The organism is Mucilaginibacter ginkgonis, assembly GCF_009754905.2.
In the GTDB taxonomy this organism is placed as follows: Bacteria; Bacteroidota; Bacteroidia; order Sphingobacteriales; family Sphingobacteriaceae; genus Mucilaginibacter; species Mucilaginibacter ginkgonis.
Genome location: NZ_CP066775.1, coordinates 2,169,843 through 2,194,802, shown reverse-complemented (window position 1 = coordinate 2,194,802; position 24,960 = coordinate 2,169,843). Strand labels below are relative to the sequence as shown.

Below are 24,960 nucleotides of genomic sequence, written 5' to 3'. Positions count from 1 at the left end.
CGCGCTATCGCGTAGTTTTTAAGTTTGGCAGAAAAATAGTGAGTATGCCGATAAGCGGCAGAAAAGCGCAAAGCTTGTAAACTTCCTGTATCCCAATTTTATCGGCAAGGTCGCCAAGCACCGCAGAACCAATGCCGCCCATGCCAAATGCCAGGCCGAAAAACAACCCGGCAACCATTCCTACCTTACCCGGCATCAACTCCTGGGCATAAACTACAATTGCAGAGAATGCGGAAGATAGCACAATGCCGATGATCACTACCAGGGCGCCGGTCCAGAATAAATTCACATACGGCAGCAGGAGAGTAAACGGCGCTACACCGAGTATAGAAACCCATATCACATATTTGCGTCCTATCTTATCGCCCACAGGCCCGCCAATAATGGTGCCCGCAGCAACTGATACCAGGAACAGGAATAAAAAGTATTGCGAGGTTTGAGCGCTTACATGAAACTTATCTATCAGATAGAAAGTAAAGTAGCTGCTCATACTGGCGAGGTAAAAATATTTTGAAAACGTAAGAATGATAAGCACAGTTAGCGCGATGTATACCTGCTTTTTGGTTACTTGTGAATCGATTGCGCCTGTTGATGTTTTTGCAACCCGTGCATTCTCTTTCAAGCGGTTGGTGTACCATGCCCCAACCCTATACATGATAAATAAGGCTATGAAAGCTAAAATTGCCACCCACGCTATACTGTGCCTGCCATAAGGAGTGATGAGTATGGCCGCGATAAGCGGGCCTAATGACGAACCTGCATTACCACCCAATTGAAAAATAGACTGCGCCGTACCGGCTTTGCCTCCCGAGGCTGCACGGGCAATACGGGACGCCTCGGGGTGGAAGATGGAAGAGCCAATGCCCACAAGTGCAACGGATACCAGTATAAGACCGAAACTGCTTGCGAAGGCGATCGATATTAAGCCAATAAGCGTAAACAACATCCCCAGCATAAGCGAGTAGGGTTGAGGTTTCTTATCGGTGTAGTTACCTACAAACGGCTGCAGAATTGAAGCGGTGATCTGGTTGACCAACGTAATCATCCCTATCTGGAAGAATGTTAAATGAAAGGCGCCTTTTATGAGCGGATATATCGCCGGGATTAACGACTGAAATGTGTCGTTGAACATGTGCGACGCACTAAGCGCGAACAAGATAGAAAATGTGGTTGTGCTTATTTGTTGTTGCGCGCCTGCAGAAGGCGCTGTTTCGCTTAAGGTTTTCATTCCGCAGTAAAGGTAGTCTTCCAATTCTTTACATCAGCGAAATTCAATAAGTGAATGGATTTTTAAGCGGAACCAAAGGCGCATTTATCTCAACGTCGTCTTGAAAAATCCTACGGCAAGGCTGTCAACCTTTAAATGCACGTCGCGGCGGTTAACAGTTGCGTCATCAACAAAGTAAATAGGGTCAGATTTTTTTACGTCGTCGATAGCTTCGTTCAACATCACGTAGTGGCCTACCATCCCCGGGAATTCGTAGTATCGCGATTGCGAAATTAACCGATGGAAATGCCGGGCGTTTGTCTTCACCGGCGCCATGAAGTCTGCTGCCGCGCCAACGATAAACACGCTGCCATCAACCGATTTAAACTGTTCTTTTTTACTAAATGACGGACCAACGCCCGGGCAAATGGCAAAGAACGCTTTAATGCGTTTATCCTTCAATAGCGGTATATGACTGGCACTGTTCACAAACGCGGTATCATCAAGCAGATAGCCCAAGCCTTTATATTCGGGAAAATCGATTTCGCGTTTATTGGTAGTTTTGTAGTTATTTATCGTTCCCGGAAAATCTGCTTTGGCACCGGCTAACGCGAGTACGGTGTAGCCACCAACAGAAAAACCTGTTGCGCCTATTTTATTCGGGTTGATCACGTTCTTTAGTGCCGGCTCATGTAACAACTGCGTAAGTACAAAGCTTATGTCTTCCGGCCTGTCCCACACTTTTAGAAACTGCACTGCGATCTTGTTGTCGAAGGTATTGCCCCAATGATCTACCGCCGCAACTATAAAACCGCTTTTAGCTAATGCTTGGGCAAGCCACTCCATGGTTAAACGCCCCCCGCCTGTACCATGTGAGAGCATGATCAATGGTAAGCGGTGATTGGGCAAAGTTCCATCCCTTACAGTGTATTCCCGCAAAAACGGTGAAAACTTTTTATCTGCAGATTTTATTGTATCGGTTGTAGGATACCAGAGTTCTGTTATCAACGGCCTTGCCCTTTTTGTATCATTGAAACGATAAGTACGCTGGCCGATATTGGCAAGTTGTGCAAAGGCGGAGTTTAAGATAAACAGCAATAAAGCGCAAAGCGATAACTTTTTCATGGCTTACAATTTTATTCAAAACACCGCAATTGCAGACATTTTAAAATTGACAAAAGTCATTAAATTAATTTTTGGCTTTTAACCTGCTCAATGTTTCCTGCGAGATGCCAAGATAATCGGCCACTATTTTCGCAGGCAGGCGTTTTACTATCTCCGGGCTTTTGCGAAGCAAAATGGCATACCGATCTTTGGCGTCCATAGACAGGAAGCTTTCAATACGCTCTATCGAGGCGATATAATCCTGTTCAATACCTACGCGTTCCATACGTTCCCAGCCCAGTATGTTCTTTAACAATAACTCACGGTCCGAATGACTTAACATCAATATTTCCGACGCTTCTATACTTTGCACTGCCGCGACTGAAGCTCGCTGATTAATAAAGCTGGGAAAGGCAGTGCCCATACGGCCTTCGAAAATGAGGAAGCGTGTCGATTCATTTCCTGCATCGCTTATCAAAAACACGCGCAGGCAACCCTTTACTACAAAATAGATGTGCCGGGCTGTGTCGCCCTTTTCAACGAGTATCTCATTGCGTTTAGTCGACCGCGGCTTAAACTTACAATCAACATATTCTTCATCAGCAGGACTTAGCATGATCTTTCCGTCAAGGTATTGTTTTAGCGAGGCGTGCATGATTAAAGGTAGAAAAAAGGTTCGCGTACGTTAACAAAAAAGGCATCCTTTTCAGAATGCCTTATATTTGATTGTTTCGTCTTAGCTCTTTGCTCCTTTGTCCAAAGAAACTACCAGCTTCCGCTGCTACCGCCGCCGCCAAAGCTGCCACCGCCGAAGCCTCCGAAACCGCCCCCGCCACCTGAGCTGCCTCCGCCCGAGAAGCCGCCCCAATCGCTGCCGCTGCTGCGGCCACCGCCGCCCAGCATATTACCTGCTAGAAACCACCAGAACGGGCTTGCGCCGCCACGGCCGCCGATGATTTGGCCACCGCCACCGCCGCCACGCCTGCGGAATATCAGCACCAGAACAACGATCACTATAATGATGATCACACCAGCACCTCCGCCGTCATCTTTCTTCCCGCCTTTTTTCTGATTAGGGTCGGCTTTGTATTCGCCTTTGGTGTACTTGATGATATCATCAGTCGCCTTGTTTAACCCGGCGTAATAATCATTATTGCGAAAGTTAGGCTTGATGTCTTCTTCTATTATACGGCTGGTTATGGCATCGGGTAAAGCACCCTCTGCGCCGTAACCTGTCTGGATGGTTACTTTATGGTCGTTCAAGGCAACTAATAGTAGGATGCCGTTGTTCTTGTCCTTTTGGCCAATACCCCATTTACGTCCTAGCAGTGCGCCGTATTCGGCTATATCGTAATCACCAACCGACTTGATGATCACCGCCGCAATCTGGGTAGAGGTAGAGTCGTTAAAAGCAACCAGCTTATTTTCTAACTGCTGTTTATCACCTTCTGACAAGGTGTTTGTAAAATCGGAAACTATCGTATTTGGCTTCTCCGGGAAATCTTGAGCGTTCGCGAACGCGCAAGTCAGCAGCAGGCCAATAAATAAAATGATCTTTTTAATCATGATAATAGGGGTTATTCGCCATCCATAAAGGCGATATCATCAGGCAATTCATTTTTATCATTTGCCTGGTGCGGAAAGAACTTCTGCAGCTGTTCACCGGCACGGCTTAGCCCAATAACAATACCATCAACCAGATTGCCTACTTTAAACTGCTCGAGCATGGCTTCTTTAGTAGCATCCCAAAAATTGGCAGGTACCGCGGCGTTAATTCCCGCATCACCAATAATGGCAAACTTGCGGTCAACCGTTGCCAGATAGATAAGCACACCATTCCGGAGCGCTGTCTTGTCCATACCCAACTGATAAAAGTATTTGGCCGCACGGTCCAGCACTTCGTCGCTGCAGGTTTTTTCGATGCATACGCGAACCTCACCCGAAGTTTTGCTTTCGGCAGCCTCAACAGCCTTGCGTACCTGATTTTGCTCTTCTTCTGTAAATAAAGCCATGATGGTAATGAGAGAGTGAGTGAGTTGTGAATGAGCGAATGCAGTATATTCTATCATTCACTCATTCTATCATTCAAAATTAATTAGAAACTTACCTTCGGTGCTGCCTGCGAAGCCGCGTCTGCCTGAAAGTAACCTTTAGCGGTAAAGCCAAACATTTTAGCGGTCAGGTTAGCCGGGAACTCGCGGATCTTGCTGTTGTAGCTTTGAACCGAGTTATTGAAATCGCGGCGGGCCATGCCAATACGGTTTTCTGTACCCTCCAGCTGTGCCTGTAACGTAGTAAAGTTCTCGTTAGCCTTTAAATTAGGGTAATTTTCAGATGCTACCAATAAACGTCCTAAAGCAGTGCTTAGCTGACCTTGTGCTGCTTGATATTGCTTAATGCTTTCCGGCGTAAGCTTGGTTGGGTCTACCTGGATAGATGTTGCCTTAGCACGCGCCTCTGTTACCTCTGTCAAAGTGCTTTTTTCAAAATTGGCAACACCTTTAACAGTCGCTACCAGGTTAGGGATCAGGTCGGCACGGCGCTGGTATTGCGTTTGCACTTCGCCCCATTTAGATTTTGTATCCTCATCCATTTTAACAATGCTGTTATAGCTGCAAGAACTTAAAGACATAGCCGCTACGGCAACCAGCATCACTGTGAATAATCTTTTCATGTTTTGTTTTTGTTGAATTTTTAGGTTTGATGCAATATAAGTACCAATGTTACATTTTTTTAAATGTACTGACCTTTTGGCACAATAAGATAAGTAATTATAAGGTGAGCTTAATAAAGTAACAATCCTACTCAATCCTGAGGATATACGTTGTGTAAACTTTAATTACGATTTGTCAGCCTGAGCCTGTTTATGGCTTATCGTAATGAATGAGGAATTGAGGTATCCAAAAATAAAGAGCAACGAGTAACCCAAATCGCGGACTTTTGGGCGTTGCCGCTTTCAGCGGCCCGCGCTATCCACTACAAGTCCTCGCTGCGCTCCGGGCTTTCCGCTTCTATCGCTAACGCGGTTGCTTCGATAAGGTGCTTCGCTGCGCTCTGAATGACATAGTTTGAGGGCTCTAATCAGAAAACTCCCTCTCCTTTGGAGAGGGGCGGGGGTGAGACCCTAAGCTACCGCATCCAGCTGCATCACTTTCTTTTTAAGGATACCCCGGGCACGGTGCAGGGTGGTTCGCGATAACAATTCCGAGATGCCTAACATGCTCCCGATCTCCTGGTGAGAATAGCCTTCGATAGCATACAGATTGAAGACAGAACGGTAGGTATTTGGCAACTGCTGAATGATACCCATTAATTCCTTTGCTTCCAGGTTATTATTCTGTGCAGATGTATAGTATGGCGTGCTGTTCTCGGGCACCTCGTCTGTAAGGGTCACCGGTTTCAGTTTGCGGTAGCGCGATATGGCAGTGTGTACCATAATGCGGCGGATCCATCCTTCAAGGCTGCCCTCGCCGCGGTAATTGTTGATGTTTTTAAAGATCTTAATAAAGCCTTCCTGCATCACATCCTGCGCTTCATCGCGGTCGCTGGTATAGCGCATGCAAACCGCCATCATGCGCGGCGATAGTAATCTATATAACAGTTCTTGCTGCTTGCGGTTGTTTGCTTTACAGCCTTCCCAAATGCGGAGTAAGTTATCTTGTGAGATCATGATAATGTTTATTTTGTTGATACCCCTATGCCAAAACCTTTACCATATTTATAAATGTCTGTTTATCAGATAGATATAATTTAAGGCAATTGTAACACTGTTCGTTACCGAACACTGACCGTACATCTTCGGACGTTTTAGGTGTACATATTACACTAAGTATAAGAGGAGAAGATTTTCTTAACTTTGTCTTATCCGGGATAAAAACCCGGCAGCATCATGATAAAAGAGATCGAGATCACCTGCTCGCCCGAAGAGCACGAAGATGCCTCAGCATTAAAGCGCATTGCCGCTAATGCCGCGAATGTCCAACAAGAGCGTATTAAGCACGTACACATTTTAAAACGATCAATAGACGCGCGCGGCCGCAAAGTTTTATACCGCATGCAGGTGGCGGTCTACATAGACGAGCAATACCATTCGCATTCGCAGCAAATAAAATACCCGCAAGTAAAAGAAGCCAGGCCTGTAGTCATTGTTGGCGCCGGTCCTGCCGGGTTATTCGCCGCCCTGCAATGTATAAAGCGAGGACTAAAGCCTATTGTGCTTGAACGTGGCAAGGACGTAAAGCAACGCCGTCGTGATCTGGCGAACATCAATAAGCAAGGACTGGTAAACCCGGAATCTAACTATTGCTTTGGCGAAGGTGGCGCCGGTACGTACTCTGACGGTAAACTGTATACCCGTTCTACCAAGCGTGGCGACGTAAACGAGGTGTTAAAAGTGTTCACCGCCCACGGCGCTACAGAAGATATTTTAGTTGATGCCAGGCCGCACATCGGTACCAATAAATTGCCGCAAATCATAACCGCTATGCGCGAGACAATTCAGAATGCAGGTGGAGAGGTTAGGTTCGATGCCAGGGTGGTGAGCCTTGACGTTAGTTTCGACAGGATCAAAGGCGTAGAGCTGGCATCTGGAGAAAAGATCGAGGCACGCGCGGTAATCCTGGCAACCGGTCACTCGGCGCGCGACGTGTTTGAAATGCTTCACCGGCAGAACATTTTAATTCAAGCTAAACCCTTCGCGCTTGGGGTACGGATAGAGCATCCGCAGGAAATCATCGATAAAGCCCAATACCACTGCGACGTTCGCGGTCCGTATTTGCCGCCATCTTATTACAGCTTGGTGGAGCAGGTAGAGAACCGTGGCGTATTCTCTTTTTGTATGTGTCCGGGTGGTATCATCGCGCCTTGCGCTACCGAGCCAAACGAGATAGTAGTCAACGGCTGGAGCCCCTCTAAGCGGAATAACCCTTACGCTAACTCAGGTACAGTGGTACAGATCAACTTTGAAGATGTGCCCGGGCTTGAGAATGATCCGTTTCGCTTATTAAATTTTCAACGCGAAATTGAACAGGCGGCATTTGCCGCCGGCGGCGGCGACCTGGTTGCCCCGGCACAACGAATGGTTGACTTTGTAGAGAACCGTTTATCTAAAGACCTGCCGCAAAATTCTTATCTGCCGGGCTGCAAAAGCGTAGAACTTAAACAGGTTTTACCTGTTTGGATAAACGAGCGTTTGCGCAAAGCATTGCCCGCATTTGGGAAAAGGATGAAAGGTTATTACACTAACGAAGCCTTGCTGGTTGGCGTGGAGTCGAGGACCTCATCGCCGGTAAAGGTGCCACGGGATAAGGTTACGTTGCAGCACTCGCAAATTGCAGGGCTTTTTCCATGCGGCGAAGGCGCTGGCTACGCGGGCGGCATTATTTCGGCGGCCATAGATGGTGTTAACTGTGCCAACGCGGCTTTTAAATATCTACAATGACAACAGGCGAAATTTTAAACAATAAACTTCAAACCGTTTTGTCCGGGCAGCCATGGTATGGCAGGCCGCTAACAGATATCCTTAATGATGTGACGTTTGAAGCTGCTTTTGAGCGGGCGCCGGGTGGTATACATACCATTGCCGAAATATTGCTGCACATCATCAGCTGGCAGGAAGAGATCATAGACCGGTTGAACGAACAGCCTGCAGGCACACCAACCAGCGGCGACTGGCCAGAAACAGGTGACCCCTCCGAAGAAAAATGGACACGCTGGAAAGATGATCTCAAATTGGTGAACGTAAACCTTTCGGGCATCATCCTAAACTTTCCCCAAGACAAATGGAACCAACCGATCATCGACACCCGCGAGACAGAACCGATTGTAACTTATGCAGAGCTGATCGATGGTGCGATACAGCATTTGGTTTATCATTCGGCCCAGATAGCCTTGCTGACTAAGTTGTTAAAAGGCTAAAGCCCATAGAGATTAGATTTTTTGGTTTAGATAATAATGCTCATTTTGAGGGCACTAATTTTTTCAAACTAAACATTAAACCAAATGGATCCGATCATCGGCACAATTATTTTATTCGCGGGCAATTTTGAGCCCCAAGGCTGGGCTTTTTGCAACGGCGAGATTTTAGAGATCAGTCAAAACCAGGCATTGTTTACAATTCTGGGCACAACGTATGGAGGCGATGGGATGAAAACTTTTGCTCTTCCCAACCTGGTTGCTCCCCAGTCAAACGGTGAAACAGTGCCTGCGCATTATATCATCGCGGTACAGGGCATTTATCCGTCAAGAGGGTAACCATATTCCCAATAACAACAAAGGGCGATCTAATGATCGCCCTTTGTTGTTTGGGTCAGCGTGGTCAATCTTCCAGTTCGCTGCAAATAAATCCCTCATCCTGTAATATCATTTCGATATACATGGCGGATATATCTTCTGCCTGTACCCGTAAAATACGGTCACGGTCTTCCAGGTCAAAATTCCAATTGCTGATCTCGGGTATGCGGGTAAGCAAGCTGTTCACTTCGTTTACCTGTTTTTCTTTTTGAATATTGGTTTTAAATACAAGTATGTCCATTTTTCTAAGGTTAAGTCATGCCGAACTTGTTTCGGCATCTCACAAGCACGGCATATTGCAGAACTGTAAGATGGGGTGCCGAAACAAGTTCGGCATGACGGTTAGCGGATAATCAATTACTGCGGATTCTGGGTTTCTGCGGCAGGTTTGTCATCACCCCAATCATAAGTTTTCCATCCGCGACCGCGGGGACCGCACATACGCTCTTTCATCTGCGCTTTAAAACGCTCACGCTCTTCGGGTGTCATGTTTTGCATTTTGTGCTGCATTTTCTGGCGCACCCATTCCTGTTTGCGTCGGCCACCGCCAAAGCCGCCGCCACCGCGGCCAAAGCCAAATAGTATTTTACACAGTACAAAAATGCCCAGGGCTTGCCAGAATGTAATGATGCCTACGTGCAGTATGCCGGGTAATAGAGCGTTCCAAAGGTTTTGCACTACAAAACCGGTTATCGTTAAAGCCGCTATGGCTATCAAAGGCACAAAAATGAAGCGCCTTTTATAAAATATTCTTTTCATTTTCTTTCTTCTTAAACGTTATTGATCTCGTCATACAACTGTTTCAACCGTTTGCGCAGATGCACAACCGCGTACCGTTTACGTGATACCAGCGTTTGCTCAGGCGCGCCGGTGATCTCGGCAATGTCTTTAAAAGATAGGCCATCCAGCTCATGCCAAATGAAAACCTGTTTCTGCTCATCCGGCAAGTCGTCTAAAGCCATGTAAAGTTCGTCCCAGAACAACTTGCGCAGGTATTCAGTCTCGGGCGTAGTGTTATCAGGCATCATAAATGCCGATAGGTCTACCTCTTCACCTTCCTCATCATCAGATACAACAAGATCATCAAGCAGCCACTCTGTGTGTTTTTTATGCTTGTCAGATATTTTGTTGCGGGCAACTTTATATAGCCATGCGCCGGTTTGCTCAATAGGTTCGGCATTTACCACTGAACTAAACTGGTACCAGACATCCTGCAGAATGTCTTCGGCATCGGCGTCGTTCTTTACCCGCTTGCGGATAAAAGACAACAAACTTTTACCATACGCCTTAATTGTGCTAAGCGTATCGTTGTGTTTGGTATCTGGCATCAGTGTCGCGGTGATCAATTGTATAGTTATATACCTTGAAGACGATTGTGGTTAAATAACATTTTAAAAAAAATGAAAATAATTTTTAAGATTTATTTTTGACGGCGCTGTTACACCAATTAGTAAACAATTTAAGCTATTTGCAGGTTAAAATACTACCAATTAAACACCATGGCCGATAAGAAGACATTAGTTTTAGGCGCCACTCCGGATACAAGCCGTTACGCTTATTTAGCCGCCAACCGTTTGGTACGCAGCGGCCACAGTATAGTGAACGTAGGTATCAAAACCGGCGAAGTAGCAGGGGTACAGATCGAGAAGCCGGAAACTATTCATGATGATATCGATACCATCACCTTATACGTTGGCCGACAAAACCAGGAGCCGCTTTATGACTATATTTTAGATACCCACCCGCGACGGATCATTTTCAACCCCGGCACCGAAAACAGCGAACTACGCAGAAAAGCCCATGAAAAAGGTATTGAAACGATATCTGCCTGCACTTTAGTGATGTTGAGCACTGGGGAGTATTGAAGACCTAACGAAAGAGCGTGTCATATTGAGGCTCTCGAAATATTACGCGCTCGATCATAAAACGCTTTATGCTTCGAGTGCCTCAGCATGACAGCGTTTTATCTGAGGATATTACCTAAACACCCTCACCACTTTCACAAATCTTTGCTGATAACCTTTAGTAAAGCCGGAAATAGTTACCCCGTTTGCCTTTCCGGATGTGGAGTGGATAAACTGCAGTGAATCTTTATAACCAGTAACCACAATACCCATATGCCCCACGGTACGAATGGTGCTATCCGTACCAGTAAATAAGATCAGGTCGCCCGGTAAAGCAGCGTTTATTGGCACCGCATGTTTCACGTTTGTAAAATCGGCAGAGGTTCTTGGTACGGCTATGCCGAAGTGATTGAACACATAAGTAATAAACCCCGAGCAATCAAAACCCGCCATCGGGTCAGATGAAGCGTATTTGTAAGGGATGCCATAAGCTGTTCGCGCAAAGTCTACCAGTTGTTTGGGTGTTGTTGTGCCGACATTGATAGTGTCCATTTGCGCCGTGCCATCGGTAGGTGCGATTATAACAGTTTTTATTCCCTTTGCATCGGTCACTGTGTCCTTTGGCGTAAAAACATAAGCGGGCTTTTCTGCAGGTCCGCAAGCCAGTAGAGAAATGTATAATCCAATCAATCCTATAAACCGGGATTTAATCATTGTCTTGGTTCTTGGCTCTTGATTCTTGCTTCTGTCGACAATATCCTCAACTCCTTCGGGTAGTAATTATTAACTCTGTTCGGCAATAGTTTTGCCCATCCTAAGATATGATTCTCAAAGGTCATCAAGCTCCACCCGGGTTTGGCAGTATTCAAGTTGTTAATATTATCGCGCCTTAAGTAAGCTATAGCCTGCTCCTTGTCTAAAGCTACGCTATTAAACTGATCCTCATTGATCAGCAAACTCATGGCCAGTTCATGGTCGGGCAGTAGGTCTTTACCGGCCATACGCCCAATGCGCACCCCCGACTTTTTAATATACAGCGCTTGTTGCAATGCTATCATGCTGTCGCGATGTACCTCCGGGATTGCTAGCCAGTCGTCCCCAACCTTAAAATAATGCAAACTATCGCTATCTAATAAATACTTTTTCAGCGGTTCTATCTCCTTAGGGTTCAGCTTCTGGAATTTGCTTTTATAGGTTGATGCGTTCAGTGCAGGTTCGCGTTTTATTAAACAGGCTGCAAAAAGGCCTTCGCCCTGTACCTTATCAGGATAGAAGCGATAGCCCCATGCTTTGTGCCGTTCGCTTTGTGTTTCAACAATACCCCATGACGGATCGATAGCTACGCGAACGCTCTCAATGTTATAGGTTTCGCAAAGCCAATCCAGGATCTGCTCGTTTTCTTCGGCAGAGTAAGAGCATGTGCTGTATATAAGGTGCCCGTCTTCCTTTAAAGTGGTATAAACATCAGCTAAAATTCTTTCTTGGCGCTGGTGACAAAGGGAAACGTTATTTTCAGACCATTCGTCCATCGCCGCGGTGTCTTTTCTAAACATACCGGAGCCCGAGCATGGCGCGTCAACAACCATTACATCAAAAAAACCGGGCAGCCTGCCAAAATCTTTTGGATCATTATTGGTGACCACAACGTTTGCATTGCCCCAGCGCGTAAGGTTGTCGGTTAGTATAGGTACACGTGTTTTAATGATCTCGTTTGCTACGAGCAGATCATTATTATTAATAGCCGATGCCAGCAGTGTACTCTTACCGCCGGGGGCCGCGCACAGATCGAGTACCTTTACAGGCGCGTCATAATCCCTTTTGATCTGACGAAAAATGGTATCAAGAAACATAGATGATGCTTCTTGTACGTAATAGCACCCGGCGTGAAACGCGGGGTCGAAGGTGAATGACGGGCGTTCGGTTAAATAATAACCTTCCTTGCACCAGGGTATGGGCTGGGTATTGGCGAAACCGGTTTTTTTATTCGGATTGATGCGGACAGATGTAGGCGGATTATTTTTTTTATGTACTTCGGTAAATTTTAACTCGTCAAAACCAGGCTGATCTTTTAAGCTTTCAATAAAATGTTCGGGAAATTTTAATTCGCTCATCTGCATCAAATATAGCTAATCGATGTGCATCCCTAAATTGTTTGCGTTAACCAGAAAAATATTTCAGCATATTTTGATTTGATAATCAATGGCTTATAACCCGTCCAAAAAATCTTTTATGAAATGGTTTGCAGATGTACGTTCTCTGTGTATATTTGCAGCCCCTTAGCGATTGAGGGACGTTTTTAGAAAGGTTGAAAGAAGAAAAATAAAATTCAAAATAATTTGGATTGATAGAAAACCTTCTTACCTTTGCACTCCCGAAACGGGATAAAATATCCAAAGCGATTTTGGATGACACAAATTGAAAGTTTAATCATCGCAATGATGAATAAATATACGAGCCACCCTGAGAAGCAAGTGGCGATAAAGTTCTTTTTTTAAGATAACATGTAGCGTAGCGGGAGGGTTTATCTACGGATAAGCTCACCACCGGAAGAGACCTTGAGGAAAAGGTAAAGAGATCAGCGATGATCACCAATAAAGATTCTGGGGATACTGTATAAAGATAATATGATGAGTGAATGGAGAGCGGTGAGTGGAGAATGGTTTTAGGACCAGGAACTACTTAACAACTCACAATGAACCACTCACCAACAAATACAGATTTCTATTTTGAGTGAATAGGGTCTGGATACAAACAAAACATTTTACAATGGAGAGTTTGATCCTGGCTCAGGATGAACGCTAGCGGCAGGCCTAATACATGCAAGTCGGACGGGATTCAGGAGCTTGCTTCTGATGAGAGTGGCGCACGGGTGCGTAACACGTATGTAACCTACCTTTATCAGGGGGATAGCCTCTCGAAAGAGAGATTAAGCCCGCATAAAATCACAGTACAGCATTGTACAATGATCAAATATTTATAGGATAAAGATGGGCATGCGGAACATTAGCTAGATGGCGGGGTAACGGCCCACCATGGCGACGATGTTTAGGGGATCTGAGAGGATGGCCCCCCACACTGGTACTGAGACACGGACCAGACTCCTACGGGAGGCAGCAGTAAGGAATATTGGTCAATGGGCGGAAGCCTGAACCAGCCATGCCGCGTGCAGGAAGACGGCCCTACGGGTTGTAAACTGCTTTTGTACCGGAATAAACCTCTTTTCGTGAAAGGAGCTGAATGTACGGTAAGAATAAGGATCGGCTAACTCCGTGCCAGCAGCCGCGGTAATACGGAGGATCCGAGCGTTATCCGGATTTATTGGGTTTAAAGGGTGCGTAGGCGGCCTGTTAAGTCAGAGGTGAAAGGCGGTAGCTTAACTATCGGAGTGCCTTTGATACTGACGGGCTTGAATACAGCTGAGGTAGGCGGAATGTGACAAGTAGCGGTGAAATGCATAGATATGTCACAGAACACCGATTGCGAAGGCAGCTTACTAAAGTGTGATTGACGCTGAGGCACGAAAGCGTGGGGATCAAACAGGATTAGATACCCTGGTAGTCCACGCCCTAAACGATGAATACTCGATGTTGGCGATATACGGTCAGCGTCTAAGCGAAAGCGTTAAGTATTCCACCTGGGGAGTACGCCCGCAAGGGTGAAACTCAAAGGAATTGACGGGGGCCCGCACAAGCGGAGGAGCATGTGGTTTAATTCGATGATACGCGAGGAACCTTACCCGGGCTTGAAAGTTAGTGAATGAGACAGAGACGTCTCAGTCCTTCGGGACACGAAACTAGGTGCTGCATGGCTGTCGTCAGCTCGTGCCGTGAGGTGTTGGGTTAAGTCCCGCAACGAGCGCAACCCCTATGTTTAGTTGCCAGCATGTAATGGTGGGGACTCTAAACAGACTGCCTATGCAAATAGAGAGGAAGGAGGGGACGACGTCAAGTCATCATGGCCCTTACGTCCGGGGCTACACACGTGCTACAATGGATGGTACAGAGGGCAGCTACCTGGCAACAGGATGCCAATCTCAAAAAGCCATTCACAGTTCGGATCGGGGTCTGCAACTCGACCCCGTGAAGTTGGATTCGCTAGTAATCGCGTATCAGCAATGACGCGGTGAATACGTTCCCGGGCCTTGTACACACCGCCCGTCAAGCCATGGAAGCTGGGGGTGCCTGAAGTGCGTAACCGCAAGGAGCGTCCTAGGGTAAAACCGGTAACTGGGGCTAAGTCGTAACAAGGTAGCCGTACCGGAAGGTGTGGCTGGAATACCTCCTTTCTGGAGCAGTATCCCAAACAGAATTACGCCTTAAGACAAGGTTATAAAGAAGGTAAAGAGCTGCGCCGCATGTTATACTTAAAAAGATATTAAAGTTTGGTAAATGGCCAAAGGTTAAAAGTGGAAAGGTAAACGCCAAACGGCGGTACCCATGAACTAATGACCAATGAACCAATAAACCAAACAAAAAGGAAACCCGGAAGATGAAGCCATCAGAGGGTGCTTGTGCAGACCATAGCCGATGGACGATAGATCATAGGATATACTGCATAATTAAACAAAGCACAAGACAATGATTGGCAGAAAGTAGTCGTAAAGTCAACGGTCAATAGTCGGTAGTCGGAAACAACATCGGGCTATGGGCTATAAGCTATGGACTATGGACTGCGAAGCAAAAGAAACAGTCTCGTAGCTCAGTTTGGTTAGAGCACTACACTGATAATGTAGGGGTCAGCAGTTCAAATCTGCTCGAGACTACAGCGAATGACAGAATGGGGTAATGATAGAATGATAGAATGGGCACTACGTAAGTAACCATTCACACATTCACTCATTATAACATTCACTCATTAATCTAACACGGGGGATTAGCTCAGCTGGCTAGAGCACCTGCCTTGCACGCAGGGGGTCAACGGTTCGAATCCGTTATTCTCCACTAGCCCAATGTGCGAATGAGGGAATGTGAAATGTGCGAATGATAATTCATTTACACATCTGCACATCATCAGATATGCACATCGGCGAACGTTCTTTGACATATTGGAAGAAGTAATTGAAGAAAAAACTGAGAAACAACAGTAGGGAAGTTGTTTAGTAGGTATCAAGTACTGAGTATCAAGTAGCAAGACTTCGGTCTTGATTCTTGTATCTTGATTCTTGACTCTGAAAAACGACCGAACAAATAATAAAGACATACCATAGCGAGCAAAAGCGTTATAGGTAGAAGAAAGTAAGAAAGGGTACACGGGGGATGCCTTGGCTCTCAGAGGCGATGAAGGACGTGATAAGCTGCGATAAGCTCGGGGGATTAGCAAATATGAATTGATCCCGAGATTTCCGAATGGGGAAACCTATCCATTTGAAGAATGGATGCATAAATGCGCGAACCTGCTGAACTGAAACATCTAAGTAAGCAGAGGAAGAGAAAACAATAGTGATTTCCTGAGTAGTGGCGAGCGAAAGGGAAGAAGCCCAAACCGTTGTTGTTACGGCAATAGCGGGGTTGTAGGACTGTGACATGGTACATTAACGTGAAGCTGAAGAGGTTGGGAAACCTTGCCAGAGAGCATGAGAGCTGCGTAAGCGTAAGCAATAATGACCTAACAGGATCCTGAGTACCGCGAGGTTGGAGACGCCTTGTGGGAATCAGCCGGCACCATCCGGTAAGGCTAAATACTACTGAGAGACCGATAGTGAACCAGTACCGTGAGGGAAAGGTGAAAAGAACCCCGAACAGGGGAGTGAAATAGAACCTGAAACCGTGTACTTACAAGCGGTCGGAGCCCGTAAGGGGTGACGGCGTGCCTTTTGCATAATGAGCCTACGAGTTACTCTTCTCTGGCAAGGTTAAGTGTTTAAGGCACGAAGCCGAAGCGAAAGCGAGTCTGAACAGGGCGTGCAGTCAGAGGAGGTAGACGCGAAACCTTGTGATCTACCCATGACCAGGTTGAAGGTGCGGTAACACGTACTGGAGGACCGAACCGATAAACGTTGAAAAGTTTCCGGATGAGTTGTGGGTAGGGGTGAAAGGCTAATCAAACTGGGAAATAGCTCGTACTCCCCGAAATGTTTTTAGGAACAGCGTGGCGGTAAAGTTATTAAGAGGTAGAGCTACTAATTGGGTGCGGGGGAGTCAAATCCTACCAAATCCAGATAAACTCCGAATGCTTGATAATATACGCTGCAGTGAGGCTCTGGGTGCTAAGGTCCAGGGCCGAGAGGGAAAGAACCCAGACCATCAGCTAAGGTCCCAAAATTACCATTAAGTTGAACTAACGAGGTCCGGCTGCACAGACAGCTAGGATGTTGGCTTGGAAGCAGCCATTCATTTAAAGAGTGCGTAACAGCTCACTAGTCGAGCGGCCGGGCATGGATAATAATCGGGCATTAAATGGTATACCGAAGCTATGGATTTGTACTTTACAGTACATCTGGTAGGGGAGCATTCTGTTGGCGGTGAAGCATGACACGACAAGTGCATGTGGAGCTTACAGAAAAGCAAATGTAGGCATAAGTAACGATAAGGCGGGAGAGAAACCCGCCCACCGAAAGACTAAGGTTTCCTGATCAACGCTAATCGGATCAGGGTTAGTCGGGGCCTAAGGATAACCCGGGTGGGGATTCCGATGGACAACTGGTTAATATTCCAGTACTTTTTACAACTGCGATGCAGTGACGGAGTAGTGACACATCCGCGTGCTGACGGAATAGCACGTTAAAGGCAGTAGGTATAGGTTTCATTGTAAAGTACGTGAGACTTGCTGAAAGCTGATAGTACCGCGAACCTTCGGGGGAGTGGATAGTGATGGTAATCAGACTTCCAAGAAAACCTGCTAAGCTTCAGGTTGTAAAAACCCGTACCGTAAACCGACACAGGTAGTCGAGGAGAGAATCCTAAGGTGCTCGAGTGAATCATGGCTAAGGAACTCGGCAAAATGGCCCTGTAACTTCGGGAGAAGGGGCGCTTGTAGCAATACAAGCCGCAGTGAAAAGGCCCAGGCGACTGTTTAACAAAAACACATGGCTTTGCAAAATCGAAAGATGACGTATAAGGCCTGACACCTGCCCGGTGCCGGAAGGTTAAGAGGGGATGTTAGTTAGCAATAGCGAAGCATTGAATCGAAGCCCCGGTAAACGGCGGCCGTAACTATAACGGTCCTAAGGTAGCGAAATTCCTTGTCGGGTAAGTTCCGACCTGCACGAATGGTGTAACGATCTGGGCGCTGTCTCAGCCATGAGCTCGGTGAAATTGTGGTATCGGTGAAGACGCCGGTTACCCGCAACGGGACGGAAAGACCCCATGCACCTTCACTACAACTTAACATTGATATCGGCTACAGGATGTGTAGGATAGGTGGGAGACTGTGATCTTGCTTCGCCAGGAGTAAGTTAGTCAACGTTGAAATACCACCCTTTCTGTATCTGGTGTCTAATCCTGCAAAGCGGGAGACATTGTTTGGCGGGTAGTTTGACTGGGGTGGTCGCCTCCAAAAAGGTAACGGAGGCTTTCAAAGGTAAGCTCAGTACGCTTGGTAACCGTACGCGGAGTGCAATAGCATAAGCTTGCTTGACAGTGAGACAGACAAGTCGAGCTGGGTCGAAAGACGGATATAGTGATCCGGTGGTTCTGCATGGAAGGGCCATCGCTCAAAGGATAAAAGGTACGCTGGGGATAACAGGCTGATCTCCCCCAAGAGCTCATATCGACGGGGAGGTTTGGCACCTCGATGTCGGCTCGTCACATCCTGGGGCTGGAGAAGGTCCCAAGGGTTGAGCTGTTCGCTCATTAAAGTGGCACGCGAGCTGGGTTCAGAACGTCGCGAGACAGTTCGGTCCCTATCTGTTGTGGGCGTTGGAAGTTTGAGTGGGGCTGACCTTAGTACGAGAGGACCGGGTTGGACTAACCTCTGGTGAATCTGTTATGCCGCCAGGTGTACTGCAGAGTAGCTACGTTGGGAATAGATAAGCGCTGAAAGCATCTAAGTGCGAAACTAGCCACAAGATGAGACTTCCATTGAGGGTCGTAGCAGACTACTACGTTGATAGGTCACAGGTGTAAAGGTGGTGACACCATAGCCGAGTGATACTAATTGCCCGAAGCTTTCTTCGACAACAGATAAGTGGTGCGGGTTTCCGCCCGCACCACCCAATCAAAAACAACAAGACTGTTGTTTACTCAGTACTTCAAGTACTTCTTTCAATTATTGTCATTGTTTGTGATAGTGAATAGTGAGCAGAGAATAGAGAGTGGTTGTAAACTACTTAACTACTCACCACTTAACCACTCACCAACTATAAAATATTCAGGTGCCTATATCGGCGGTGTCCACCTCTTCCCATTCCGAACAGAGAAGTTAAGCCCGCCAGAGCCGATGGTACTGCGGTAATACGTGGAAGAGTAGGTCGGCGCCAAATCTTATCTCCTTTATTGGAGCTACTTAAAGCCTCATCGTTCATTCGGTGAGGCTTTTTTGTTTGCCTTAGCTTCACTTATCACAGCAATCAGAAGATCTCCGACCAACAACCGGGCCTTAGACCTCTCCCGCCAACACTCCCTAATCAAGTTCGGGATAGGTCGCCGAAAGAGAGGAAGCCATGAAGCACCGAAATCGGATTAATCCTCTCGAGAATCGAATGAACAAGTTTTGATTTTGTCTATACCCCGACTTCCTATCAAATCTTTTTCAGAAACTAACACCTCTCCAATCATTCCTTTGATGATCTGCAATATTCCATCACTCGTGGATAAGCCGCGTTAGCGATTGCAGCGGTTACCGACATGGCCGAAGGCTATGGAGTATGAGCGTAAAGCGCGGGCCGTGAAGCGGCAACACCCTACCAATTGAACACAATTCCGTCGTAAAGCTGGATACCCGGTTAATTAGTCATGAATTCTTATTTTCAACTCGGGAGTGCATATGGTTCGTTATACAAGAAATGAGCGACGCCCTTAATTACATGTTGACACTAAGCGTACCAAAAAAAGGGCTGACGCCCCTTCTCTCATAAATTTTGTGACTTTAGTCGTCTGCGAATTTGGTGTTCTTTTTAACACGGGACCGGATAAAGAAAAATCCGCCGAGGATAAGTACAAGAAGAGCTCCTAATATATAAGCAGTATAATCTTCCCAGAATACCAGTATTGCATTTTTTGTATTCATAAACGCCGACTGTTCTGAGACACTATTAATATTAAACTGGTGTTTGTTTCCATACATATCGGCGATGCATACGTTATTGCTGGCAATACCTGACTGGTCTGTAATGGCTTTTGCAATTGACAGCAGGGACGCCTCGACATTCTTGCCTGCAACAGAGAGAAACAAGCAAGCATTGTCATTACGGGCTTTGAATATCTGGCCTAACCCGGTTGAAACGGTATCAGAAACGATATAAACGACCTGATTATTTTTGTTGTTATAAAGCCGGTACTTATTGTCGAACCTCACCGGTGCGTCCGGGAACTCGCCCATTAGCTGGTCTTTGCGTGAAACCAAGCCGATAATATTATACTTATCCAGGTTACTTTCGTCGCTTAAGAACTGATCGGCGTATACAAAAAATGGAAAATTATAAGCGTTGTTACCATTAAGCGCACTCAAAATCTCGCCCATTGCGGGCACAGCATAGTTTGCATAGTCGCGGCTTACGACAATACACGTCGTTCCCGAATTAAATACTTCGGGGTATTGGTAAAAATTAACCTCATTACCATACATGGAATTTTTAGCTTCGAGATATGACTTGTCTACGTCGATCTCAGAGAAAAAGCTCGAGAAATTTTTATCACAATTGTTGCCGGCCGGATAGAATTTAAATTCGGCAACCAGGTCATTATATTTTAAGTGTTGAAACCTGTCGACCGTAAAAGCGATATTTAATTTCCCGGTACCGTCAAGTTTTTCCGTTTGTTTTAAAACGCCGTTTAAGTAAATATTACAAAAACCTCTTTCATCAGGTTTTATCGGACTGTAGTTTCCTGCAAGATGGATGCGTATGTCGCGCGGTGTAGCGCTAAAATCTGCGTTTTTAAAACTGAATATACTTTTAGCCGTACCAACGCCCGATTGATAATTAGGCAGGCCACCCACCTGGCGTAGGGTAAGTTTGGCCCGGTCCTCATCGGTACGTTTAAAGAAACTGTTAGAAGCCGTATTAACGATCAGGAACTGGCCATACGCTGAATTCAGCATGCTGCTGTTGCTAAGGGTGGTTATTACCTTTTCGTAACCTACATCATCGCCGCCGGTAATAAACAATATCTGCTGAGGAACCTGGTGAGTGCCTGTAGCATCGGTAATGTTCACCATAGACTTTGCCAGGTAAAGCATCCCCTGGGTTGTGCCAATGTTAGTCTTTATGAGCGCGCGTTTATCTGCAGGTAACTGACCCAACGTGCCCACCATAACATAATCTGTAACAGAATCTGGCAACTGGTCTGCCTGGTATACTTTAATGTCCCTTACGCCTGCATCTTTTAACCTGGCATACATCCATGCCGAAGCCTTAAGGTCATGTATCGACGGCTTGGCAGGAAAGACTATTACATGCTTTGAATCATATGAATTTGCGATATTAACGCCATTAGTAAAATTGGAACCGCTGAAATTGTAAGCAAGCGATGACGTATTCTTGATCTTTATCCAAAGGGCGGGGTTATCAATGTCCTTACACTTATCGCCTGAAAGTGATAATAATGTGCGTATCTCTACTTTTAGCGTTTTATGATCGGCACTCAGATCGGCTTTGCTTAGTGTTGCGGTTATAGCCTGCAAACTGTCTGCGGTTAAAGAGCCACTGTAGTTTTGCTTACCGTTAATCAACAGGTTTATGTACGACCTGTCTTTTAATAATGCCTGCGACGGCTTGAAATTAATGGTTAAGCGGGCGCCATTGATCTCGGCCTGTGGGGGCATCCTTAAGTTGTAAGTTACGGCACCGCTCATGCCGGTGATGTCATAATCATTATGCCCTAATGATTTAAAGGTTTGAACGGTTTGCTGGGCATAACAAAGGTTACTGATAAGTACAATTAACAACAGTAATCTTAAAACTCTTCTCATCAATTTAAATTTTATGAAGCGTGTAGCAAATATAAATACCACACATTAAAAAGTCTCTTAAATATGTGCGTCGTTTACAACGCCGGGGCTTACAGGTTGCTGTCAATATAAATCAAAAAATTAAATTATTATAGTTTAAGAGTAGCACTAGGGCCAATTTGTGTATGTCATTTTCTTTAAAGTGATACAGTTGTTGTCTAAGTTTAATAGGTGGTGATAGTTGTGATTAATCCGCTTCGACCCATCCTTACTTTAAGGTAATTAAAAGCAGTTTAAAACTACTACCTTTGCAACCTGTTATAAACCATATGAAGTTTTACGCCGAGCAACGAAGAGAAGTTATGATGCATGTAGAAAAATACATGCTCGAAAAAATGTTCGACTTTTTGAAGCCGGTGGAAGAAAGCTGGCAGCCGTCTGATCTGCTGCCCGATTCTACCCGTGATTCTTTTTTTACTGAAATAAGAGAATTGCAGGAAAGCGCTAAGGGGTTATCGTATGACCTTGTTGCGGTGCTGATAGGCGATACCATAACAGAAGAAGCGCTGCCAACCTATGAATCATGGTTGACCATGGTTGAAGGTGTTGACAAAAGCGAAGATAACGGCTGGATGAAATGGACACGTTGGTGGACCGCCGAAGAAAACCGCCATGGCGACCTGCTGAATAAATATTTATATCTGTCGGGCAGGGTAGATATGCGGGCTATGGAGTTCTCTACCCAATATTTATTAGCTGATGGTTTCGACATTGGCACCGGTACAGATCCATACCGCAACTTTATTTATACCTCATTCCAGGAGTTAGCTACAAATGTATCTCACAGGCGTGTTGCTGCACTTGCAAAGAAAGATGGCGATACTTTGCTTGCCAAAATGTGCGGTGTTATCGCATCTGACGAAGCACGTCACGCGAAGGCTTATAAGCACTTTATGAGTAAAATATTTGAAGTGGACGCCAGCGAAGCCATGGTAGCCTTTGAAGATATGATGCGCCAGAAAATTGTGATGCCTGCACACTTTTTACGCGAGGTTGGGTTAAAGATCGGTCAGACATTTGGCCATTTTACAGATGCTGCGCAACGCTTAGGGGTTTATACCGCCTTGGATTACGTTGACATATTGAAAGGTTTGATAGAAGAGTGGCGTATTGAAAGTATGACAGACCTTAATGAAGCAGGTGAAAAAGCGCGTGACTATGTGGTAAGGCTTCCGGACCGCTTGATCAAGATAGCCGAGCGTATGAAAAATCCGGGGCTGGAATACAAGTTCAGCTGGATAGCAGGTTAAGAGCCTTCCTCAATTTCTTTGATCCTTCCCCTTCCCGGAAATTCCAGGAACAAGTTGTTCATGATGTCTTCGAGTGTAAGTACATTAACGTCGTCTGTATAATGTTCTGACTTAATAACGTGCATTTCTAATCCTTTTATCTCTATCCGGAACAAGAAACTATCGTAGTTTTCATCATTGCTGATTTCGACAGCGTAGCCATCCTGACGGATGTCGAACTTGAGGACCAATTGCCTTTGTTTTTCGAAAAGCGCATTAAGGTTTTCATCTAAAAACTTCTTTAGTTCTTCAGCTGTAACTGCCCTTGTAGTTTTAATGATCTTCATGGTGCTGATATTACATCTGCCAAAGTGAATTTGTTTGTGAAGATTAGCATTGGTAAAAACCACCGTCTGATATTCATTGTTGACAAGTTATGAAATACAAATTGCTTGGCCGCAGCGGCCTAAAGGTCTCGGAGTTATGCTTAGGCACCATGGGGTTTGGCACAGAAGGCGGCTGGGGTGCTGATAAAGACATCAGCTTTAAGATCATGGATGATTTTGCCAACGCGGGCGGAAACTTTCTGGATACGGCAAATATCTATAAACTAGGCACCAGTGAAAAGATCATAGGTGAATACTTGAGCAATCAGGACCGAGATTATTTTGTATTAGCGACAAAGTATACACTCAAAGATAACACTACCAACCCGAACGCGTCCGGTAACAACCGAAAAAATATGATGCGCAGCGTAGAGGAGAGCCTGAAAAGATTAAAGACAGATTTTATTGACGTGTTGTACTTGCACATTTGGGATGACGTTACCCCGATTGATGAGGTGTTGCGCGGACTAGATGACCTAATCCGCCAGGGGAAGGTAAATTATGCCGCGATAAGCGATACCCCGGCATGGGTAGTTGCCAAAGGCAATACATTAGCCGAATTAATGGGCTGGAGCCAGTTTATTGCTTTGCAGGTAGAATACAGTTTGATACAACGCACACCCGAGCGCGAACTAATACCCATGGCCAAACATTTTGGGATGACGGTTACACCATGGGCGCCTTTGGCCGGTGGCGCGTTGACCGGGAAATATCTGCGCGGCGAACAGGGCCGCATAAAAGCAGAAAGTGTGCGGCGTGACGAGAATAGCGAAAAGATCACTAAAGTTGTTATCGAAATAGCCGACGAACTTGGTGTCACACCTGCGCATGTGGCGTTAAAGTGGACTATGCAGCAAGGCTTTTCATGCATTCCAATTGTTGGCGCGACAAAGGTTGAACAGCTGCACGATAACCTGAAAACGGTAGACGTTAAACTTTCTGATGATCAGCTAAAACGCCTTGATGAAGTAAGTGCCATTAAACTGGGTTTCCCGGGCGATTTCCTTAAGGAAGAAGCCGTACGAACCAATTCATTTGGCGGATTTTATGACAGGGTAGAGAAACGATAAACTATGACTACACCGATTTTTGTAAGAGATTGCGCCGATTTTTTTCATAAATCGGTGTAATCGATCATGAATCAGTGAAATCATTTAACTACAATATCATACTTAGTCAACAGCCCAGGCAATCCATGGACTGAAAATTTGGTTTTCTTTAGCATGTTAGCATCCGGGTCGATGGTGAAATTATAGGAAGTAGTGAAGTCGGCATCTTTAAGGATTGTATTACCGAAAAACGCGCGATGCAGATTGCAATTGTCAAACAATGTTCCCGTTAGATCAGCATCTGTAAAGTCTGTTTCTGTACAAGAGCAATTTATAAACTTCCCGTTTTTGTTTTTCTTTCGGTAAAAGATCGCATTATCAAGCAGGCAATCCGCAAACCGTACTTTGAACAAAAAATCCCTTGTTTTGCTGAAATCCACACCGCTTAGTTTGCAGTGTGTGAACACTACATTTTGCAAACCAGTGTTCTTGAAGTCGCACAGCGCTATGTTGCAATCCTGAAATTCACAATCTATAAATACCAGGTTAGACAGGTAAGCGCCTTGAAAGTCGCAGTTAATGAACTTACAATGCTCAAATTCACTACCATGCTGCTTTAGATCGTCTGCTGAAAGGCGGTTAAATGTCTGATCTTCCGTGGGCATGTACAAATATAAGCGTCATGCCGAACTTGTTTCGGCATCCCATCCTAAAATTGACACTTGGCAAGTGATCCTGAAACAA

General features: G+C 45.7%; 21 protein-coding genes, 2 tRNA genes and 3 rRNA genes. 11 read left to right on the top strand and 15 right to left on the bottom strand.

What is annotated here, in order from left to right; genetic code table 11:
* Positions 1-4: 4 nt before the first annotated feature.
* The 7 genes from GO620_RS10315 to GO620_RS10285 all read right to left on the bottom strand — a co-directional run bounded on the left by GO620_RS10315 (position 5) and on the right by GO620_RS10285 (position 5,981).
* The gene (locus GO620_RS10315) at positions 5-1,228 is read right to left on the bottom strand and encodes an MFS transporter (protein ID WP_157525201.1); all 1,224 of its coding nucleotides are present in this window, start codon (positions 1,226-1,228) and stop codon (positions 5-7) included.
* An 84-nt stretch (positions 1,229-1,312) separates the two neighbouring features.
* Positions 1,313-2,332, bottom strand: a complete 1,020-nt coding sequence (locus GO620_RS10310) for an alpha/beta hydrolase family protein (RefSeq protein WP_157525199.1) — start codon at positions 2,330-2,332, stop codon at positions 1,313-1,315.
* Between the two features lie 64 nt (positions 2,333-2,396).
* Positions 2,397-2,966 carry a Crp/Fnr family transcriptional regulator gene (locus GO620_RS10305; RefSeq protein WP_157525197.1) on the bottom strand — a complete coding sequence of 190 codons (570 nt, stop codon included), beginning with the start codon at positions 2,964-2,966 and terminating at the stop codon, positions 2,397-2,399.
* Positions 2,967-3,076: 110 nt separating this feature from the next.
* Complete coding sequence (locus GO620_RS10300) at positions 3,077-3,877, bottom strand: TPM domain-containing protein (protein WP_157525195.1); 801 nt, start codon at positions 3,875-3,877, stop codon at positions 3,077-3,079.
* An 11-nt stretch (positions 3,878-3,888) separates the two neighbouring features.
* Positions 3,889-4,323: a TPM domain-containing protein gene (locus tag GO620_RS10295; protein WP_157525193.1), complete on the bottom strand. Its 435-nt coding sequence runs from the start codon at positions 4,321-4,323 to the stop codon at positions 3,889-3,891.
* Between the two features lie 83 nt (positions 4,324-4,406).
* A complete protein-coding gene (locus GO620_RS10290) occupies positions 4,407-4,985 on the bottom strand; it encodes a LemA family protein (RefSeq protein ID WP_157525191.1) in 579 nt (192 codons plus the stop codon).
* Positions 4,986-5,435: 450 nt separating this feature from the next.
* Complete coding sequence (locus GO620_RS10285; protein ID WP_157525188.1) at positions 5,436-5,981, bottom strand: RNA polymerase sigma factor; 546 nt, start codon at positions 5,979-5,981, stop codon at positions 5,436-5,438.
* Positions 5,982-6,200: 219 nt separating this feature from the next.
* Here GO620_RS10285 and GO620_RS10280 point away from each other — a divergent pair, with 219 nt between their 5' ends.
* The 3 genes from GO620_RS10280 (at position 6,201) to GO620_RS10270 (ending at position 8,563) form a co-directional block, all read left to right on the top strand.
* Positions 6,201-7,751 carry an NAD(P)/FAD-dependent oxidoreductase gene (locus tag GO620_RS10280; protein WP_157525186.1) on the top strand — a complete coding sequence of 517 codons (1,551 nt, stop codon included), beginning with the start codon at positions 6,201-6,203 and terminating at the stop codon, positions 7,749-7,751.
* Complete coding sequence (locus tag GO620_RS10275; RefSeq protein ID WP_157525184.1) at positions 7,748-8,227, top strand: DinB family protein; 480 nt, start codon at positions 7,748-7,750, stop codon at positions 8,225-8,227. The genes GO620_RS10280 and GO620_RS10275 overlap by 4 nt, the downstream gene beginning before the upstream one ends.
* Before the next feature lie 84 nt (positions 8,228-8,311).
* Positions 8,312-8,563, top strand: a complete 252-nt coding sequence (locus GO620_RS10270; RefSeq protein ID WP_157525182.1) for a phage tail protein — start codon at positions 8,312-8,314, stop codon at positions 8,561-8,563.
* Between the two features lie 64 nt (positions 8,564-8,627).
* On the opposite strand, the gene GO620_RS10265 is transcribed toward GO620_RS10270, so the two are convergent.
* The 3 genes from GO620_RS10265 to GO620_RS10255 all read right to left on the bottom strand — a co-directional run bounded on the left by GO620_RS10265 (position 8,628) and on the right by GO620_RS10255 (position 9,930).
* Positions 8,628-8,843 (bottom strand): hypothetical protein, encoded by a 216-nt coding sequence (locus GO620_RS10265; protein WP_157525180.1) that lies wholly within the window; start codon positions 8,841-8,843, stop codon positions 8,628-8,630.
* A gap of 116 nt (positions 8,844-8,959) precedes the next feature.
* On the bottom strand, positions 8,960-9,361 hold the full coding sequence (locus GO620_RS10260) for a hypothetical protein (protein WP_157525178.1): 402 nt from the start codon (positions 9,359-9,361) through the stop codon (positions 8,960-8,962).
* 11 nt (positions 9,362-9,372) lie between these two features.
* Positions 9,373-9,930, bottom strand: a complete 558-nt coding sequence (locus tag GO620_RS10255) for an RNA polymerase sigma factor (RefSeq protein WP_157525177.1) — start codon at positions 9,928-9,930, stop codon at positions 9,373-9,375.
* Positions 9,931-10,101: 171 nt separating this feature from the next.
* Between GO620_RS10255 and GO620_RS10250 the strand changes: the two genes are divergently transcribed.
* Positions 10,102-10,467, top strand: a complete 366-nt coding sequence (locus GO620_RS10250) for a CoA-binding protein (RefSeq protein ID WP_157525176.1) — start codon at positions 10,102-10,104, stop codon at positions 10,465-10,467.
* Between the two features lie 111 nt (positions 10,468-10,578).
* On the opposite strand, the gene GO620_RS10245 is transcribed toward GO620_RS10250, so the two are convergent.
* Together GO620_RS10245 and GO620_RS10240 are read right to left on the bottom strand one after the other, a co-directional pair.
* A complete protein-coding gene (locus tag GO620_RS10245; protein ID WP_157525174.1) occupies positions 10,579-11,160 on the bottom strand; it encodes a C40 family peptidase in 582 nt (193 codons plus the stop codon).
* The gene (locus GO620_RS10240) at positions 11,157-12,557 is read right to left on the bottom strand and encodes a methyltransferase RsmF C-terminal domain-like protein (protein ID WP_157525172.1); all 1,401 of its coding nucleotides are present in this window, start codon (positions 12,555-12,557) and stop codon (positions 11,157-11,159) included. The genes GO620_RS10245 and GO620_RS10240 overlap by 4 nt, the downstream gene beginning before the upstream one ends.
* Before the next feature lie 652 nt (positions 12,558-13,209).
* Between GO620_RS10240 and GO620_RS10235 the strand changes: the two genes are divergently transcribed.
* The 5 genes from GO620_RS10235 to rrf all read left to right on the top strand — a co-directional run bounded on the left by GO620_RS10235 (position 13,210) and on the right by rrf (position 18,865).
* A 16S ribosomal RNA gene (locus tag GO620_RS10235) occupies positions 13,210-14,731 on the top strand.
* A 402-nt stretch (positions 14,732-15,133) separates the two neighbouring features.
* Positions 15,134-15,208, top strand: a tRNA-Ile gene (locus tag GO620_RS10230).
* A gap of 104 nt (positions 15,209-15,312) precedes the next feature.
* A tRNA-Ala gene (locus tag GO620_RS10225) sits at positions 15,313-15,386 on the top strand.
* Positions 15,387-15,673: 287 nt separating this feature from the next.
* Positions 15,674-18,560: ribosomal RNA gene (locus GO620_RS10220) — 23S ribosomal RNA — on the top strand.
* 193 nt (positions 18,561-18,753) lie between these two features.
* A 5S ribosomal RNA gene (rrf, locus tag GO620_RS10215) occupies positions 18,754-18,865 on the top strand.
* Together the 16S, 23S and 5S rRNA genes with 2 tRNA genes alongside form the textbook arrangement of a ribosomal RNA operon.
* Before the next feature lie 605 nt (positions 18,866-19,470).
* Here rrf and GO620_RS10210 read toward each other — a convergent pair.
* Positions 19,471-21,513, bottom strand: coding sequence for a cellulose biosynthesis cyclic di-GMP-binding regulatory protein BcsB (locus GO620_RS10210; protein ID WP_157526267.1), 2,043 nt, complete (start codon positions 21,511-21,513; stop codon positions 19,471-19,473).
* A gap of 308 nt (positions 21,514-21,821) precedes the next feature.
* Between GO620_RS10210 and GO620_RS10205 the strand changes: the two genes are divergently transcribed.
* Positions 21,822-22,802: an acyl-ACP desaturase gene (locus tag GO620_RS10205; RefSeq protein WP_157526266.1), complete on the top strand. Its 981-nt coding sequence runs from the start codon at positions 21,822-21,824 to the stop codon at positions 22,800-22,802.
* On the opposite strand, the gene GO620_RS10200 is transcribed toward GO620_RS10205, so the two are convergent.
* Positions 22,799-23,128, bottom strand: a complete 330-nt coding sequence (locus GO620_RS10200) for a hypothetical protein (protein WP_157526265.1) — start codon at positions 23,126-23,128, stop codon at positions 22,799-22,801. The genes GO620_RS10205 and GO620_RS10200 overlap by 4 nt on opposite strands.
* Positions 23,129-23,217: 89 nt before the next feature.
* On the opposite strand from GO620_RS10200, the gene GO620_RS10195 reads away from it, so the two are divergent.
* Positions 23,218-24,237 (top strand): aldo/keto reductase, encoded by a 1,020-nt coding sequence (locus GO620_RS10195; protein ID WP_157526264.1) that lies wholly within the window; start codon positions 23,218-23,220, stop codon positions 24,235-24,237.
* An 80-nt stretch (positions 24,238-24,317) separates the two neighbouring features.
* Here GO620_RS10195 and GO620_RS10190 read toward each other — a convergent pair whose 3' ends face one another.
* Complete coding sequence (locus GO620_RS10190; protein WP_157526263.1) at positions 24,318-24,881, bottom strand: pentapeptide repeat-containing protein; 564 nt, start codon at positions 24,879-24,881, stop codon at positions 24,318-24,320.
* Positions 24,882-24,960 lie beyond the last annotated feature (79 nt).